The 15,770-nt window shown below is 72.5% G+C and carries 15 protein-coding genes and 1 riboswitch; of the genes, 7 read left to right on the top strand and 8 right to left on the bottom strand.

Annotated elements, in window-relative coordinates; translation table 11 throughout:
• The first annotated feature begins 126 nt into the window (after nt 1–126).
• The 4 genes from AB0G35_RS01480 (at nt 127) to AB0G35_RS01465 (ending at nt 4,367) form a co-directional block, all read left to right on the top strand.
• On the top strand, nt 127–1,332 hold the full coding sequence (locus tag AB0G35_RS01480) for a DUF5931 domain-containing protein (protein ID WP_360942082.1): 1,206 nt from the start codon (nt 127–129) through the stop codon (nt 1,330–1,332).
• Nucleotides 1,329–2,000, top strand: a complete 672-nt coding sequence (locus tag AB0G35_RS01475) for a response regulator transcription factor (protein ID WP_360941846.1) — start codon at nt 1,329–1,331, stop codon at nt 1,998–2,000. The genes AB0G35_RS01480 and AB0G35_RS01475 overlap by 4 nt, the downstream gene beginning before the upstream one ends.
• Nucleotides 2,001–2,212: 212 nt before the next feature.
• A complete protein-coding gene (locus AB0G35_RS01470) occupies nt 2,213–3,241 on the top strand; it encodes a 6-phosphofructokinase (RefSeq protein WP_360941843.1) in 1,029 nt (342 codons plus the stop codon).
• A gap of 109 nt (nt 3,242–3,350) precedes the next feature.
• Entirely contained in the window at nt 3,351–4,367 is a 1,017-nt protein-coding gene (locus AB0G35_RS01465; RefSeq protein ID WP_360941840.1) for a 2-hydroxyacid dehydrogenase, read from the top strand.
• Here AB0G35_RS01465 and AB0G35_RS01460 read toward each other — a convergent pair.
• The gene (locus AB0G35_RS01460) at nt 4,333–6,288 is read right to left on the bottom strand and encodes an anthranilate synthase family protein (protein WP_360941837.1); all 1,956 of its coding nucleotides are present in this window, start codon (nt 6,286–6,288) and stop codon (nt 4,333–4,335) included. The genes AB0G35_RS01465 and AB0G35_RS01460 overlap by 35 nt on opposite strands.
• Nucleotides 6,289–6,553: 265 nt before the next feature.
• Between AB0G35_RS01460 and AB0G35_RS01455 the strand changes: the two genes are divergently transcribed.
• Together AB0G35_RS01455 and AB0G35_RS01450 are read left to right on the top strand one after the other, a co-directional pair.
• Nucleotides 6,554–7,903, top strand: a complete 1,350-nt coding sequence (locus tag AB0G35_RS01455) for a class II 3-deoxy-7-phosphoheptulonate synthase (protein ID WP_030415481.1) — start codon at nt 6,554–6,556, stop codon at nt 7,901–7,903.
• Between the two features lie 203 nt (nt 7,904–8,106).
• Nucleotides 8,107–8,394: a (2Fe-2S)-binding protein gene (locus tag AB0G35_RS01450; RefSeq protein WP_360941833.1), complete on the top strand. Its 288-nt coding sequence runs from the start codon at nt 8,107–8,109 to the stop codon at nt 8,392–8,394.
• A 3-nt stretch (nt 8,395–8,397) separates the two neighbouring features.
• On the opposite strand, the gene bfr is transcribed toward AB0G35_RS01450, so the two are convergent.
• Nucleotides 8,398–8,874, bottom strand: a complete 477-nt coding sequence (gene bfr, locus AB0G35_RS01445) for a bacterioferritin (protein ID WP_360941830.1) — start codon at nt 8,872–8,874, stop codon at nt 8,398–8,400.
• 148 nt (nt 8,875–9,022) lie between these two features.
• Between bfr and AB0G35_RS01440 the strand changes: the two genes are divergently transcribed.
• A complete protein-coding gene (locus AB0G35_RS01440; RefSeq protein WP_360941827.1) occupies nt 9,023–9,655 on the top strand; it encodes a sulfite oxidase-like oxidoreductase in 633 nt (210 codons plus the stop codon).
• 31 nt (nt 9,656–9,686) lie between these two features.
• Here AB0G35_RS01440 and AB0G35_RS01435 read toward each other — a convergent pair whose 3' ends face one another.
• From AB0G35_RS01435 to thiO, 6 genes are all read right to left on the bottom strand, one after another.
• Nucleotides 9,687–10,196, bottom strand: coding sequence for a DUF4396 domain-containing protein (locus AB0G35_RS01435; RefSeq protein WP_360941824.1), 510 nt, complete (start codon nt 10,194–10,196; stop codon nt 9,687–9,689).
• Nucleotides 10,197–10,287: 91 nt separating this feature from the next.
• Nucleotides 10,288–11,187: a deoxyribonuclease IV gene (locus AB0G35_RS01430; RefSeq protein ID WP_360941821.1), complete on the bottom strand. Its 900-nt coding sequence runs from the start codon at nt 11,185–11,187 to the stop codon at nt 10,288–10,290.
• 51 nt (nt 11,188–11,238) lie between these two features.
• Nucleotides 11,239–13,194: a Stk1 family PASTA domain-containing Ser/Thr kinase gene (pknB, locus tag AB0G35_RS01425; RefSeq protein WP_360941818.1), complete on the bottom strand. Its 1,956-nt coding sequence runs from the start codon at nt 13,192–13,194 to the stop codon at nt 11,239–11,241.
• 121 nt (nt 13,195–13,315) lie between these two features.
• Nucleotides 13,316–14,158 (bottom strand): thiazole synthase, encoded by an 843-nt coding sequence (locus AB0G35_RS01420; protein WP_360941815.1) that lies wholly within the window; start codon nt 14,156–14,158, stop codon nt 13,316–13,318.
• A gap of 6 nt (nt 14,159–14,164) precedes the next feature.
• A complete protein-coding gene (gene thiS / locus AB0G35_RS01415; protein ID WP_360941812.1) occupies nt 14,165–14,386 on the bottom strand; it encodes a sulfur carrier protein ThiS in 222 nt (73 codons plus the stop codon).
• The gene (thiO, locus tag AB0G35_RS01410; protein WP_360941809.1) at nt 14,383–15,594 is read right to left on the bottom strand and encodes a glycine oxidase ThiO; all 1,212 of its coding nucleotides are present in this window, start codon (nt 15,592–15,594) and stop codon (nt 14,383–14,385) included. Before thiO ends, thiS begins: the two co-directional genes overlap by 4 nt.
• Nucleotides 15,592–15,704, bottom strand: a riboswitch (TPP riboswitch). (Overlaps the previous gene by 3 nt.)
• Nucleotides 15,705–15,770 lie beyond the last annotated feature (66 nt).

Genomic DNA, 15,770 nt, shown 5'->3' with positions numbered 1-15,770 from the left:
AGGCCGGGCGCGGGCGCGTCCGGTGAGGGGTGGGGGCCGGCAATGACGGATGCGGACATACGGACGGTGACCGGCGGCATGGCCGCCGCCCGGCGCCACGGCAAGCGCCCGCCGAAGGTGCTGCGGATGTCCGTCGAGCTGCCGCTGTGGCGTGCGCTCACCGGCTACCGGATCCTCACCCTCGTCTACGTCCTGGCCCTGGACGCGATGTCGTACCGCAAGTACGAACACCCGCTGGGCGCCGCCGCCTACCTGGGCGCGCTCACCGTCTGGATGGCGCTGACCTGGCGGCGGACGACCTCGCCGGAGCGCTGCACCCGCCGGTTCCTCATCGCCGACCTGGGCTTCGCGGTGGGCGGGATCCTGCTGACGACGCTGGTCGACAGCCATGCGCGCATCATGGGCGGCTCGCCCACGCTGCCCTCCATCTGGGCGGCCGGCGCCGTCCTCGGCTTCGCGATCAAGGGCGGCTGGCGCTGGGCCGCGGTGGCCTCCAGCGCGGTCGCGGCCGCCAACCTCGTCGAACGCGAGGTGCTGGCCCGCGACACCCTCCACAACGTGATCCTCGTGTGGGTGGCCAGCGTCGGCCTCGGTTACGTCGTCGAGGTCGCCCGGGCCAGTGAGCGCACCCTCGCCCGGGCCCTGCAGGTCGAGGCCGCCACCCGTGAACGGGAGCGGCTGGCCCGCGACATCCACGACAGCGTGCTGCAGGTCCTGGCGATGGTGCAGCGGCGCGGTGCCGCGATCGGCGGCGAGGCGGCGGAACTGGGCCGGATGGCGGGCGAGCAGGAGGTGGCGCTGCGCACCCTGGTCTCCGGCGGCCCGGTCTTGCGGCCGGCCGTCCCGGCGCCGGCGCCGCAGCCGGCCGCGGTGCCCGTGCCGCCCCCGCCGCCGGCCGGCGCCGGGCCCTGCGACGTCCGGGCGCTGCTCGCGCCGTACGCCGGGGCCGGGGTGACCTTCTCCGAGCCGGGCGCGCCGGTCGAGCTGCCGGCCGCCGCGGCGGCGGAGCTCGCGGCCGCTGTCAGTGCCGCGTTGGACAATGTCCGGGTCCATGCGGGGGACGGAGCCCAGGCATGGATCCTGGTGGAGGACGAACCGCACGCGGTGATCGTGACGGTCCGCGACGACGGCCCGGGCATCCCCGAGGGCCGGCTCGCGGACGCCGAGCGCGAGGGCCGCCTGGGGGTGGCCCTGTCGATCCGCGGCCGGCTGCGCGACCTCGGCGGCACCGCGGAGTGGGTCTCGGTCCCCGGCCAGGGCACGGAAGTGGAGTTGACGGTCCCCAAGGGCACGGCGCCCGAGGGCGGAAGGCGGGGGAAGACCCGGGCATGACGGAGCAGACGGGCCTGAAGGTGATGGTGGTCGACGACCACCCGATGTGGCGCGACGCGGTCGCGCGGGATCTGGCCGAGGCCGGGTTCGAGGTGGTGGCGACGGCCGGGGACGGCCTCCAGGCGGTCCGCCGGGCGCAGGCCGCCTCGCCCGACGTGCTGGTCCTGGACCTCAATCTGCCGGGCCTGCCCGGCGTACAGGTCTGCAAGGAACTGGTCGGCGCCAATCCGGCGCTGCGGGTGCTGGTGCTGTCGGCGAGCGGGGAGCACGCCGATGTGCTGGAGGCGGTCAAGTCCGGTGCGACCGGCTATCTGCTGAAGTCGGCGAGCACCGAGGAGCTGCTCGACGCGGTGCGGCGCACGGCCGCCGGGGACGCGGTGTTCACCCCGGGCCTGGCCGGGCTGGTGCTCGGCGAGTACCGCAGGCTGGCCACGGATCCGGCCCCGGCCACCGCGGACGAGCCGGGCGCCCCGCGGCTGACCGAGCGGGAGACCGAGGTGCTGCGCCTGGTCGCCAAGGGCCTCTCGTACAAGCAGATCGCCGAGCGGCTGGTCATCTCGCACCGCACGGTGCAGAACCACGTCCAGAACACCCTCGGCAAGCTGCAGTTGCACAACCGCGTCGAGCTGGTGCGGTACGCGATAGAGCGCGGCCTCGACGAGGGCTGAGCCGCACCCGGGCCGGCTCCCCGGAGCGGGGGACCGCGGGCGGCCATGATCGATCCGCTCGTACGGGTGAAGACGGGGCGCCAACTCCCGCACAATTCACCGGAATCGCTGCTTCCGGCATCTCGGAGTGACCCAGATCACCATTAGCGTGACCGGCGTCAGCTCAACCACGGCCGTGCGCGGCCACTGACGGGATGTAGGTGATTGCAGCGATGCGGGTCGGAGTACTGACCGGCGGCGGCGACTGCCCCGGACTGAACGCGGTGATCAGGGCGATCGTCCGCAAGGGCACCCAGGAATACGGCTACGACTTCCTCGGCTTCCGGGACGGCTGGCGCGGGCCGCTGGAGAACGACACGGTGCCGCTGGACATCCCTGCGGTGCGCGGCACCCTGCCCCGCGGCGGCACGATCCTCGGCTCCTCGCGGACCAACCCCTTCAAGGCACAGGACGGCGTCCGCCGGATCAAGGAGACCCTCGCCAAGCAGGAGGTCGAGGCGCTGATCGCGATCGGCGGCGAGGACACCCTGGGCGTGGCGACCCGGCTGTCCGGCGAGTACGGCGTCCCCTGCGTCGGCGTCCCGAAGACCATCGACAACGACCTCTCCGCCACGGACTACACCTTCGGCTTCGACACCGCCGTGGGCGTCGCCACCGAGGCCATCGACCGGCTGCACACCACCGCCGAATCGCACATGCGGGTCCTGGTCGTCGAGGTCATGGGCCGGCACGCGGGCTGGATCGCGCTGCACTCCGGCCTGGCCGGCGGCGCCAACGTCATCCTCATCCCCGAGCAGCGCTTCGACGTCGAGCAGGTCTGCGGATGGATCGAGTCCCGCTTCACGGTGCGCTACGCCCCGATCGTGGTGGTCGCCGAGGGCGCGATGCCCAAGGACGGCCAGATGGTGCTGAAGGACGACTCCAAGGACTCCTTCGGCCACGTCCGGCTCTCCGGCGTGGGGGAGTGGCTGGCCAAGGAGATCGAGGCGCGCACCGGCAAGGAGGCCCGGACCACCGTCCTCGGCCACACCCAGCGCGGCGGTACGCCCAGCGCCTTCGACCGCTGGCTGGCCACCCGCTTCGGACTGCACGCCATCGAGGCGGTGCACGACGGCGACTTCGGCACCATGGTCGCACTGCGCGGCACCGACATCGTCCGGGTGCCGATCTCCGAGGCGACCGCCAAGCTGAAGACCGTCGACCCGGCGCTCTACGCCGAGGCCGGCGTGTTCTTCGGCTGACCGAAGGGCGCCGCTCCGGGCGACACCGCCGGGCGAGGGGCCGTATATTCGGCGTACGCGACATATCCGGCCCATCGCTCCCGGTGAGCACATACCGGTGGGAGGGAACGTGGAGATCATCGCCTTCGGCGTGCAGACGGACGAGCGGCCGTTCCTGGAACGGGCCTTCGCCGGCCGCCACCAGGTCCGCACCCTGGACGTGGTCCTCAACCGCGACACCGCCCCGATCGCCCACGGCTACGAGGTCGTCAGCTCCGACGTCAACGCCGACCTGGGCGCGGACGTCCTGCAGACCCTCGCGGCCGGCGGGACGAAGATGGTCGCCCAGCGCTCCACGGGCTTCAACAACATCGATCTGGAGGCCGCGGCCGATCTCGGGATGAGCATCGGCCGGGTCTCCCGCTACTCCCCCTACGCGGTGGCGGAGTTCGCCTGGGCGCTCGCGCTGGCCGTCAACCGCAAGATCGTGCGGGCCGCCCAGCGCACCCGCAACTTCGACTTCCGGCTGGACGGTCTGATGGGCCGCGACCTGCGCGGCCGCACCGCCGGTGTGCTCGGCACCGGCCGGATCGGTGAGGCCTTCACCCGGATCGCCCACGGTTTCGGCATGAACCTGCTGGGCTGGGACATCGCCGAGAACCCCCGCTGCGCCGCGCTGGGCATGAAGTACGTCCCCCGCGAGCGGCTGTTCGCCGAGGCCGACCTGGTCACGCTGCACCTGCCGCTGACCGACGACACCCGGCACATCCTCGACGCCGCCGCGCTGGCCGCCATGAAGGACGACGCCCTCCTGGTCAACACCAGCCGCGGCGGCCTGGTCGACACCGCGGCCCTGGTCCGCACCCTCAAGGCCGGCCGGCTCACCGGCGTCGCGCTGGACGTCTACGAGGAGGAGTCCGGGCTCTTCTACTACGACCGGTCTCTGGACGTCATCGACGACGACACCCTCGCCCGCCTGATGACCTTCGCGAACGTGCTGGTCACCTCGCACCAGGCGTACTTCACCGCGGATGCGGTGGGCCAGATCACCGAGGCCACCGTGGCCAACGTCGAGGACTACCTCGCCCACCGCACCAACGAGAACATGCTGGTCACACGAGGACAGCTGCCAGCAGCCGCGCGGTGACCGCGGCCCCGTCCAGGGTCAGTACCGACTCCGGGTGGAACTGCACCCCCGCGAAGCCCGGACCGCGCAGCGCATGCACCTCGCCGGACTCCGCGTCCCGGCTCAACTCCACGCGGTGCATGGCGAGTTCGGCCTCCGTACGGTCGTCGCAGCGGGCCGTGAAGGTGTTGTAGAAGCCGACCGTCTCGGGGCGCCCGAAGAAGTCGATCCGCTCCTGCGCGCCCTGGAAGGGCACCTCCTTGCGGACGATCTCCAACCCCAGCTCCGCGGCGAGCAGTTCGTGCCCGAGGCAGACCCCCAACAGGCCGTGCCGGTGTCGGGCGACCAGCTCCGCGGTGAGCGACCGCAGGAAACGCATCTTCGGGTCGGCCGGGTCCGACGGATCGCCCGGCCCCGGGCCCAGCACCACCGGGCCCTGGTGCGCCAGGGCGGCCGCGCGCAGCCCCGGCTCGTCGAACCGGCGCACCGTCACGGTCAGCCCGGACGTCCGCAGCAGATGCGCCAGCATCGCCGTGAAGGTGTCCTCCGCGTCGATCACCAGCGCGTGCCCGCTCAGCTCGGCGGTCGGCGCGGTGGTCTGCATCCGCAGCCAGAACGGCGCCAGGTCCGCCCGGCGGGCGTCCAGGGCGGCCCGCACCCGCGGATCGTCGGCCAGCCGCGGCGGCCGCCCGCCGTCCGCCGGGCCCGCCGCCGCCTCCCGTACGCCCAGCGCGGTCAGCACGCCCGCCGCCTTCGCATGGGTCTCGGCGACCTCGCCGTGCGGGTCGGAGGCGCGCACCAGCGTGGCGCCGACCGGCACCCGCAGCCGGCCGTCGGCCGCGATGTCCGCGGTCCGGATCAGGATCGGCGAGTCCAGGGTCTGCGCACCGCCCGCGTCCCGGCCGATCAGCGCCAGCGCGCCCGCGTAGTAGCCGCGCCCCCGGCCGTCCGGGCCGACCGGCTCGTGCCGCTCGATGACCCGACAGGCGTTCTGCACCGGCGACCCGGTGACCGTCGCCGCGAACATCGTCTCCTTCAGCACCTCGCGCACATCGAGGGTGGACCGGCCGCGCAGCTCGTACTCGGTGTGCGCGAGATGCGCCATCTCCCTCAGCCGGGGCCCGACCACCACCCCGCCCTGGTCGCCGACCGTGCACATCATCTTGAGCTCCTCGTCCACCACCATGGACAGCTCCTCGACCTCCTTGCGGTCGCCGAGGAACGCCAGCAGGCTCTCCGGGGTGGGGCCGCCGGCCGGGTACCGGTAGGTGCCGCTGATCGGATTCATCACGACCGTCCCGCCGGTCATCCGGACGTGCACCTCCGGGCTGGCGCCGACCAGCGTGCGCACCCCGGGGCGGTGCACGACGTACGTCCAGTACGCGCCGCGCTCGCCGGCCAGCAGCCGCCGGAACAGCGCCAGCGCGTCGGCCGCCGAGAAGTCCGCGATCGAGCCCTCGAAGGTCCGGCGGATGACGAAGTTCGCGCCCTCGCCGGTGCCGATCTCCTCCCGCACCACCCGCTCGACGATCTGTGCGTACCGCTCGTCGGACACGTCGAACGCCCCGTCGGTGACCCGGACGTCGTGCGCCGGCAGCGCCGCCAGCACCTCCGCCAGCGGCAGCTCGCAGCTCTCGCTGGGGCGCAGCACGGCCAGCGGGGTGCCGTCGTCATGGGCCCGGAAGCCGCGCTCGCGGATCTGCCGGAACGGGACCAGCGCGAGCGCGTCGGTCACCGGCGCGCCGGGTGCCGTCTCACCCAGTGGGATGTCCGCCAGCCGCTCGACCTCGGTGACCTCGCCGATCAGCACCTCGACGGTGTCGCCCGCCTCCCGGCCGGGGGAGCGGCGGCGCAGCAGGGCGAACGGGGGGCCGGCGGGGTCGAGCAGCCGCCGGACGAGCGCGGCGGCATCGGGGTGGACGTCGGGTCGTACGCGGTGCATGGCGGTTCCTTCCGGGTGGCCGGAGGGCCGGGCACGAGGGGGGACGACCGCCGCAAACGCCGAAGGCCGCCCCTCGGGCGGCCTTCGCGGAGTGTGGGATGTGCGCGCGAATCAGTGGGCCGCCGGATGAGCGGTCCACCACCAGTTCATGGTCGGCATCGGTCGCGTGCACATGGGGCGCACCCTACCGGACCCTCCGGGTGCCGGCGTCTCACAGTCCGGATGCCGGACGGACACCCCGACCGGACCCCGTAATGTGGGGCATGTGACCGTGAACGCTGAAACCCACGCCGGTGGCAACACCTGGCGACACCTTCCCGCGGCGCAGCAGCCTGACTGGCCGGACCAAGAGGCTCTGCGCGATGTGATCGCGGAGCTTGAGTCCTATCCGCCGCTCGTCTTCGCGGGCGAGTGCGACCAGCTGCGTGAGCGCCTGGGAGCCGTCGCCCGTGGTGAGGCGTTCCTCCTCCAGGGCGGCGACTGCGCGGAGGCCTTCGACGCCGTCTCCGCCGAGCACATCCGCAACAAGCTCAAGACCCTCCTGCAGATGGGCGCCGTCCTGACCTACGCCGGCTCGGTGCCGGTGGTCAAGGTCGGCCGGATCGCCGGCCAGTACAGCAAGCCGCGCTCCAAGCCCACCGAGACCCGTGACGGCGTGACCCTGCCGACGTACCGCGGCGACTCCGTCAACGGCTTCGAGTTCACCGAGGCGGCCCGGATCCCGGACCCGCAGCGGCTGAAGCGGATGTACCACGCCTCCGCGGCGACCCTGAACCTCGTGCGCGCCTTCACCACCGGCGGTTACGCCGACCTGCGGCAGGTGCACGCCTGGAACCAGGACTTCGTGAAGTCCTCGCCCTCGGGGCAGCGCTACGAGGCGCTGGCCCGCGAGATCGACCGGGCGATGAACTTCATGAACGCCTGCGGGGTGGACCCCGAGGAGTTCCGCACCGTGGAGTTCTACTCCTCCCACGAGGCGCTGGTGCTCGACTACGAGTCGGCGCTGACCCGGGTGGACTCCCGCACCGGCAAGCTCTACGACGTCTCCGGGCACATGCTCTGGATCGGCGAGCGCACCCGGCAGCTGGACCACGCCCACATCGAGTTCGCCTCGCGGATCCGCAACCCGATCGGCGTCAAGCTGGGCCCGACGACCACCGCGGAGGACGCGCTCACCCTCATCGAGCGCCTCGACCCGGAGCGCGAGCCGGGCCGGCTGACCTTCATCACCCGCATGGGCGCGGACAAGATCCGCGACAAGCTCCCCGAGCTGGTGGACAAGGTCACCGCCTCCGGCGCGCAGGTCGCCTGGATCTGCGACCCGATGCACGGCAACACCTTCGAGGCGGCCTCCGGGCACAAGACCCGGCGCTTCGACGACGTGCTGGACGAGGTCAAGGGCTTCTTCGAGGTCCACAAGGGCCTCGGCACGCACCCGGGCGGCATCCACGTCGAGCTGACCGGTGACGACGTCACCGAGTGCGTGGGCGGCGGCGACGAGATCTTCGTCGACGACCTGCACCAGCGCTACGAGACCGCCTGCGACCCGCGGCTCAACCGCAGCCAGTCGCTGGACCTGGCCTTCCTGGTGGCGGAGATGTACCGCGATCAGTGATCGCCGGTGAACGTGAAGGGGGCGCGGATCTGTGATCCGCGCCCCACTCACGTTGTCAGGGCCCGCCGGGCGTTGTGGAGCCGGGACGCGCCAGGTAAGGTAAGGATAACCTCACTCAAGATCGGCTGGACCGGTCGACGAGGCCCTTCCGCCGACGAGTCGCCGGAACCGCCCCAAGCCGCCCCTCACGGAGGAGACACCGCGTGTACGTCTGCTCTTGCTTCGGGGTCACCGAGCAGCAGGTCCGCGAGCACGCGGCCACGGGCGCCTGCACGCCCCGCCAGATCGCCTCCGCCTGCAAGGCCGGCACCGACTGCGGCAACTGCGTGCGCCGCATCCAGGCGCTGCTCGGCCGGGGCGCCTGCCCGCGCCGGGACCTCATCGGGAACGGCGCCGACCCGCTGGCGGCCGGGCGGACGCCGTCCGGGCTGTCGCCGGCGGACGCGGAGGAGGACGCCGCGGGGCCCGCGGCGCTCCCGGAGGCCGCGTAGCCGTCAGCTCGGCTGCTCGATCACCTGGGCGAGGTAGAGCGCCTCCCCGAGCTTCTCCACCAGCTCCAGCTGGGTGTCGAGGTAGTCGATGTGGTGCTCCTCGTCCGCGAGGATGTCCTCGAAGATGTTCGCCGAGGTGATGTCGCCCTTGTTGCGCATCAGCTCGATACCGCGCTTGAGCCGGTCGATGGCCTCGACCTCGATCTGCCGGTCCGCCTGGAACATCTCGGTGACGGTCTGGCCGACCCGTACGTGGAACAGCCGCTGGTAATTCGGCAGCCCTTCGAGGAAGAGAATCCGGTCGGTCAGCACCTCCGCGTGCTTCATCTCGTCGAACGATTCGGCGCGGGTGTACTTCGCGAGCTTGGTCCAGCCGAAGTTCTCCTGCATCTTGGCGTGCAGGAAGTACTGGTTGATGGCGGTCAGCTCGGCGGTCAGCTGCTCGTTGAGGAATTCGATGACCTCGGGGTCGCCCTGCATGGCTGCGGGCTCCTTCCACGCGAGAACTGGGCAGGTGCCGCGCATCCTCGCACCGCCCTCCGCGGACCGTCCAGTAAGTACACGCTTAGTCCGAGTTGCCCGATTCTCTCCCTTCCCTGGTCATCGGCACCCCTTCGGGTCTGACAACATGGAGGGCATGGGTCAGCCGGAAAGCCGCGAAGAGGAGCATCCTCAGCTGCCTCCGGGACAGCGGCTCCAGCGGGGCTGGCCGGTGACGCATTACGGCCCGGTCCCGAAGTTCCGCCCCGAACGCTGGGAGTTCCGCGCGTTCGGCGCCACCGCCGACGGCGCGAAACGCTGCTGGTCGCACGAGGAATTCACGGCACTGCCGTACGCCACGGTCGTCGCCGACATGCACTGCGTGACGAAATTCAGCATGCTGGGCGCCGAATGGGGCGGGGTACTCACCAGGACCATTCTGGATCTCGCACCGCCCGCGCCCGACGTCACCCATGTGATGGTGTGGGCCGAATACGGCTTCAGCTCGAATCTCCGGCTGGCGGATTTTGCCGCCGAGAACTGCATCTTCGCCACGCACCGCTCGGGTGAACTGCTCACCGCCGAGCACGGTTTCCCGGTCCGGCTGATCGTGCCGCACCTCTACGCCTGGAAGGGCCCCAAATGGGTCCGCGGCATCGAATACATGCGGGCCGACCGCCGCGGCTTCTGGGAGGAGCGCGGCTACCACAACCTGGGCGACCCGTGGCGGGAGCAGCGCTACTCCTACCAGGAGGAGCCCGGGGACGGCCCCGAGCTCTGACCCCGGGCCGGCCCGCTCCGGCCCGGCCCGGTCAGCGGTGGTACCGGTGCACCACCGCATGCCCCCTGCCGCGGCCGATCATCCACCGGTTGACCGGTGTGGTCACCGCGAACGCGAGCGCCAGCGAGGCCGCCAGCGCGCCCCAGAAGAGCCGGTCCGACAGCTGGGCGTCCATGGCGCTCGGCCAGAGCGCGATGACCCCGTTGTCGATCAGCTCCATCACGGCGATGGAGAGCGTGTCCGCGGCCAGCGCCACCCGGAACGCCGTACCGAAGTCGACGCCCGCCTTCCGTACGCCGCGCAGGGTGAGCGCATAGCCGAACGCGAAGGCCAGTGCGATCGCCAGCACCATCGTCGGCACGTTGGGCCAGGCCAGCGCGGTGCCGATCACCATGCCGAGGATCTCGCCGAGCGCACAGCCGGTCAGGCAGTGCAGGGTGGCCCGGGCGGCCGTGGCCCAGCTGACCCCGCCCGGGCCGTGGTCGTGCGCCTCGTGGCGGACGTGCCCGGCCTGCGCGCCGTGTTCGGTGTCGTGCCGCATGAGAAGCCCCCAACGTCGGGTAACGGTCCCTGCGTCCACGGGAACCGTATACCCCACGGGGGTATTCCCAAGGGTGTGGGCCGTCGTGCCGTCAGCCGTCCCGGAGCTTCTTCAACCGCTCGACGTCCCCCGCGTGCCCCTCCTTGCCGCCCGGCGTCTCGATGATCAACGGGACGCCCTCGGTGGCCGGGTGCGTCATCAGCGCCCGGAACGCGTCCTCGCCGATGTGGCCGGCGCCGATGTTCGCGTGCCGGTCCTTGTGGGCGCCCACCACGTCCTTGGAGTCATTGGCGTGGATCAGCTTCAGCCGCCCCTCACCGACCGTGCCGACCAGCAGGTCGAGCGTCTGGTGCATCCCGCTCGGCCCGGTCAGGTCGTGCCCGGCCGCGAAGATGTGGCAGGTGTCGAGGCAGACCCCCAGCTTCGGATGGGCGTCCAGCGCCTCGAAGTACGGCCCGAAGTCCCAGGTCCGGGAGCAGAGCGAGGCGCCTTGCCCGGCCGTCGACTCCAGGAGCAGATACGGGTCGTCGTCGTGGGTGAGTTCGTCGAGCAGCGGAAGCATGTGCTCACGCACCTGCTTCAGGGCCACGGCCCGCTCCCGGCCGCCGGTCGCACTGCCGGTGTGCACGACCACCCCGAGCGCCCCGATCGCCCGCCCGCGCCGCAGCGAGTGCCGCAGCGACTCCACCGACTTCTCCACGGTGGCCTCGGTGTGCGAACCGAAGTTGATCAGGTACGGCGCATGGACGTACGCCGGCAGGCCCTGCAGCGCACAGGCCGCCCGGAACGCCTCGTCCTGCTCGGGGTTGCCGGGCGGTGTCGCCCAGCCGCGCGGATTGGCCACGAAGACCTGCACGGCCTCGGCGCCCATCTCGCGGGCGTAGCTGATACCGGTCTTCGCCAGCCCGCCGGCCACCGGCACATGGCCGCCGACCGGATGACGGGCCCGGGCGGACCGTCCGGCGTCCTGGGGGGAGGGGGTTTCGCTCACCCTCCAAGGGTGCCAGGCGCCGGACGGCCCACCGCCTTGAGGGGCAGCCCGCTACAGGGCGCCCTTCAGCTTGATCGTGATCGTGCTGCCCTTCGGCGCCTTCTCGCCCGGGTCGACGGACTGGGTGTCCACCTCGTCCTGCGGGAACAGGAACGGCTTCTTCACCTCGACCCGGAAGCCGAGTCCGGTCAGCTCCTTCTTGGCGTCCTCGACGTTCTTGCCGGTGACGTCCGGCACCGGGACCATCTCCGGGCCCTTGGAGAGCGTGAGGGTGACCGTGTCGCCGGTACCGAGCGGCTTGCCCGCCGCCGGGGACTGCTGGGCCACCGTCCCCTTGTCCTGCGGCGAGTTCACCGGCTCCTCGGCGAACTTCACGTGCAGCCCCTTGGCCTGCAGCGCGGCCTCGGCGTCCGCGCGGTCGCTGCCGATGACGCTGGGCACGTCGATCTGGGCGCCCCGGCTGACGGTCAGCGCCACCGCCGTGTCGGGCTGCCGCTGGCTGCCCGCGGCCGGGTCGGTACGGATCACCGAGCCCTTGGCGACCTCCTCGTCGAACGCCTTGGTCACCGCCCCCGGCCTCAGCCCGCGGTCGCGCAGCTTGCGCTTGGCGTCCGCGAGCGGGGTGCCGGACAGGTCCGGTACGGCGACGTGGTCCGGACCGCGGGAGACCGTGATCGTGACCGTCCCCGTACCGCGGATCCGCCCACCGGTCGCCGGGGCGGTCTTCATCACGTGCCCGCGCTCCACGTTGGAGCTGAAGCCGCGCACGATCTTGACCCCCAGCCCCGCGTCCCGGAGCGTCTTGACGGCCTTGGCCTGCGGCATGTCCAGCACCGCGGGGACGGTGGTGAACTGGCCGGAGGTGATGTACCAGACGCCGGTGCCGACGCCGAGGACCAGCAGCACGGCCGCGATGATCGTGGCGAGCCGGCGCCGCTGCAGCAGCCCGCCGGCCGCAGGGGGCGCCGCGGCCGGACGCAGCCGGGTCGTCTGCTCCTCCGGCACCGGGGGGACCTCCAGGCGGCTGGTGCGGTTCAGCGCCGCCTCGTCCGCCCCCGGCGGCTGGACGCCACCGGGCCGCGGTATCACGTCCGTGGCCTCGGGGTCCGAGTCCGCCGGCACCTCCTTGGCGCCGGGCGGGACGACGTCCAGCTCCTCGTCGGTCAGCGCCGCCCGGACCGCCCGGGTCTGCGACAGCAGCGCCACCGCGTCCTGCGGACGGGCCTGCGGATCGCGGGCGGTGGCCAGCGCGACCAGCTCGTCCAGCTGCCCGGCCAGCCCCGGCACCTGCTCGGACGGCGGCAGCACGTCCTCGTGCAGGTGCTGGTAGAGCACCTGCGCCACGGAACCGCCGGTGTGCGGCTTGGTGCCGGTCAGCATCTCGTAGAGCACGACGCCGCACGCGTAGACGTCGACCCGGGCGTCCGCGGTGCCGTGCTCCAGCTGCTCGGGCGCCAGGTAGGAGACCGTGCCCAGTACCGAGCCCGTCGAGGCGGTGGTGTTCGTGTCGACCGTCCGCACCAGTCCGAAGTCGGCGACCTTGACCCGGCCGTCGTCGCCGATGAGGACGTTCTCCGGCTTCATGTCGCGGTGCACCAGCCCGGCCCGGTGCGCGGCCCCCAGCGCGGCCAGGATCGGCTCCAGAATGTCCAGCGTGGCCCGCGGCTGCAGGGCACCGCGCTCGCGCAGCACGTCCCGCAGGGTGCAGCCGGCGACGTACTCCATCGCCAGATAGACGTACGTACCGTCCGTGCCCTGGTCGAAGACGCCCACCACATTCGGGTGCGACAGCCGCGCGACGGACTTCGCCTCCCGGATGAAGCGCTCGACGAACGCACCGTCCTCGGCGAGGCCCGGGTGCATCACCTTCAGCGCGAGCACCCGGTCCAGGCGGGTGTCCACGGCCCGGTAGACCGTGGCCATCCCCCCTGCGGCGATGCGCGCCTGGATGCGGTAGCGGCCGTCGAGCAGCTGACCCACGAGCGGGTCTTGGAGCGTCGTATCCACGGCAGCCGAGTGTATTCGTCCCACGTAGCCGTCTGGCCCGCCGTTCCGCTTCGCGGCGCCCCACGTACCTGGCTGCTGCGCCGTGGCCCTTCGCGGGACAGACAGGTGCGTGCGGGGGCGGCTAGAACGCCGGCCGTTCCGGGTCGAGTGCGGCCACCCCGTCCGTAGGGGAGGACGCCACCGCGAAATGGCGCTGAGGGATCCGCCCGGCGCGGTGCGCCAGGCGGCCCGCCGCGACCGCATGGCGCATCGCATGGGCCATCAGAACAGGCTCTTGCGCGCGGGTCACCGCCGAGGCCAGCATGACCGCCGCGCAGCCCAGTTCCATCGCGAGGGCCGCGTCGGAGGCCGTGCCGGCGCCGGCGTCCAGGATGACCGGGACGCCGGCCCGCTCGGTGATCAGCTGGAAGTTGTGGGGATTGCGGATGCCGAGGCCGGAGCCGATCGGCGAGCCCAGCGGCATGATCGCGGCGCAGCCCACGTCCTCCAGCTTGCGGGCCAGCACCGGATCGTCGTTCGTGTAGGGCAGCACCGTGAAGCCGTCGTCCACCAGGGTCTCCGCGGCGTCCAGCAGTTCGATCGGGTCGGGCAGCAGGGTGCGCTCGTCAGCGACGACCTCCAGCTTGACCCAGTCCGTGCCGAGCGCCTCCCGGGCGAGCCGGGCGGTGAGCACCGCCTCGCCCGCGGTGAAGCAGCCCGCCGTATTGGGCAGCACCCGGATCCCGTGCCGGTTCAGGACGGAGAGCACCGAGCCCTGCACGGTGGGGTCCAGCCGCCGCATCGCGACCGTGGTCAGCTCCGTACCGGAGGCGAGCAGCGCCCGTTCCAGAACGTCGAGGCTGGGCGCGCCGCCGGTGCCCATGATCAGGCGGGAGGTGAAGGTGGTGCCGGCGATGGTCAGGGGGTCGGAGAGGCGGGGGGAGGCGTCGGCGCGCGTGTCGGGGGAGAGGTCGGTTTCGGTCATGCCGGGTCAGCCTCCCTGCACCGCGGTGAGGACCTCGACGCGGTCGCCGTCGCCGAGCGGGGTGGCGGGCCACTGCGTACGCGGCACCACGACCTCGTTGACCGCGGCGGCCACCCCGGACGGTGCCGAGGACAGGGTCGCGACGAGCCGGTCGAGGGTGAGTCCGCCGGGGATCTCGCGGGGTTCGCCGTTGACGGACACCGAGACGGTGGGGTTGGGGGCGCTCATACGGGCTGCTCCTGGAGGAGACGGGGGCGCGCGGCCTCAGAGGTGGCGGTGAAACGCGCGGGGCTGAAGGGGCGGGCCTCGTCGGGGAGGCTCCCGGTGGTCAGCAGGTCGGCCATCACGTCACCGGTGACCGGGGTCAGCAGCACACCGTTGCGGAAGTGGCCGGTGGCCAGGTGGAGGCCCGGCAGCTCGGTCGGGCCGAGCAGCGGGGCGTTGTCGGGGGAGCCGGGGCGCAGCCCGGCGCAGCTCTCCACGAGCGGCAGTTCGGTGATGCCGGGGACCAGCTCGTGCGCGTCCCGCAGCAGCTCGTAGACGCCGCCCGCGGTGACCGTGGTGTCCCAGCCCAGTTCCTCGCTGGTGGCGCCGACGACCAGTTCGCCGTTCTCCCGCGGCACCAGATAGAGCGGGTTGCCGCGGACGACGGCCCGTACGGTGCGCGACAGGAAGGCGGGCGAACCGGCCGGCATGTCCGGCAGCCGCAGCCGCAGCACCTGGCCCTTGACCGGCCGCACCGGCGGCCGTACCTCCTCGGGCACCCCGGCCAGCCGGCCGCTGTGGCTGCCCGCCGCCAGTACGGTCCGCCCGGCCGACAGCCGTGTGCCGTCGGCGAGTTGGGCACCCGTGGCCCGCCCGGCGTCGACCGTCAGCCGCTGCGCACGGGTGCGGTGGAAGACCACCCCGGCGCGCTCACAGGCCACCAGCAGTGCGTGGGCCAGCCGGCGCGGATCGACCTGGTGGTCGCCGTCGACCCGCAGCCCGCCGCGTACGCCGGGGGCCAGCATCGGCTCCAGACGGCGGCACTCCCGGCCCGCGAGCCACTGGGAGTCCAGTCCGGAGCGGGTCTGCAGGGCGTGCAGTTCGCGCAGATGGGCCCGGTCGTCGGCGTCCAGGGCGACGGCCAGGGTGCCGCACCGCCGGTAGCCGGTCGGCTGCCCGGCGGCCTCCTCCAGCTCCTCGACGAACCGCGGATAGCGGCGTGCCGACGCGAGGTTGAGGCCCAGCAGGGTCTGCTCGCCGTAGTGGAGCTCGGTGACCGCGGCCAGCATCCCGGCCGCGACGTACGCCGCTCCGCCGCCCGGTGCCGGATCGGCCACCGCGACGGTCAGTCCGCGGCCGGCCGCCCGCCAGGCGGTGACCAGCCCGATGATGCCGCCCCCGATGACGAGCACATCGGGGTGGCCTGTGGTTGCTGTGGCTGGTGGATGCATGGGCGTCCAGCCCCTCCCTTCGCCGGCATGACCCGGATCAGGTTCGTACGGTCGGAGGCCGGCCAGCCTCCCTCTCAGCCCGGTACGCCCGGGCTCCCGCGAGTGCGTGTACCCGTCACCCTAGTACGGGGCCGCGACGGGCCGTAAGGGACCGCGGGTCCGGCGCGGTGCCCCGC

The sequence above is a fragment of the Streptomyces sp. NPDC021749 genome, assembly GCF_040640655.1.
GTDB lineage: Bacteria > Actinomycetota > Actinomycetes > Streptomycetales > Streptomycetaceae > Streptomyces.
The sequence above is the reverse complement of the archived record's forward strand: the minus strand, read 5'-3'. Positions and strand labels throughout refer to the sequence as shown.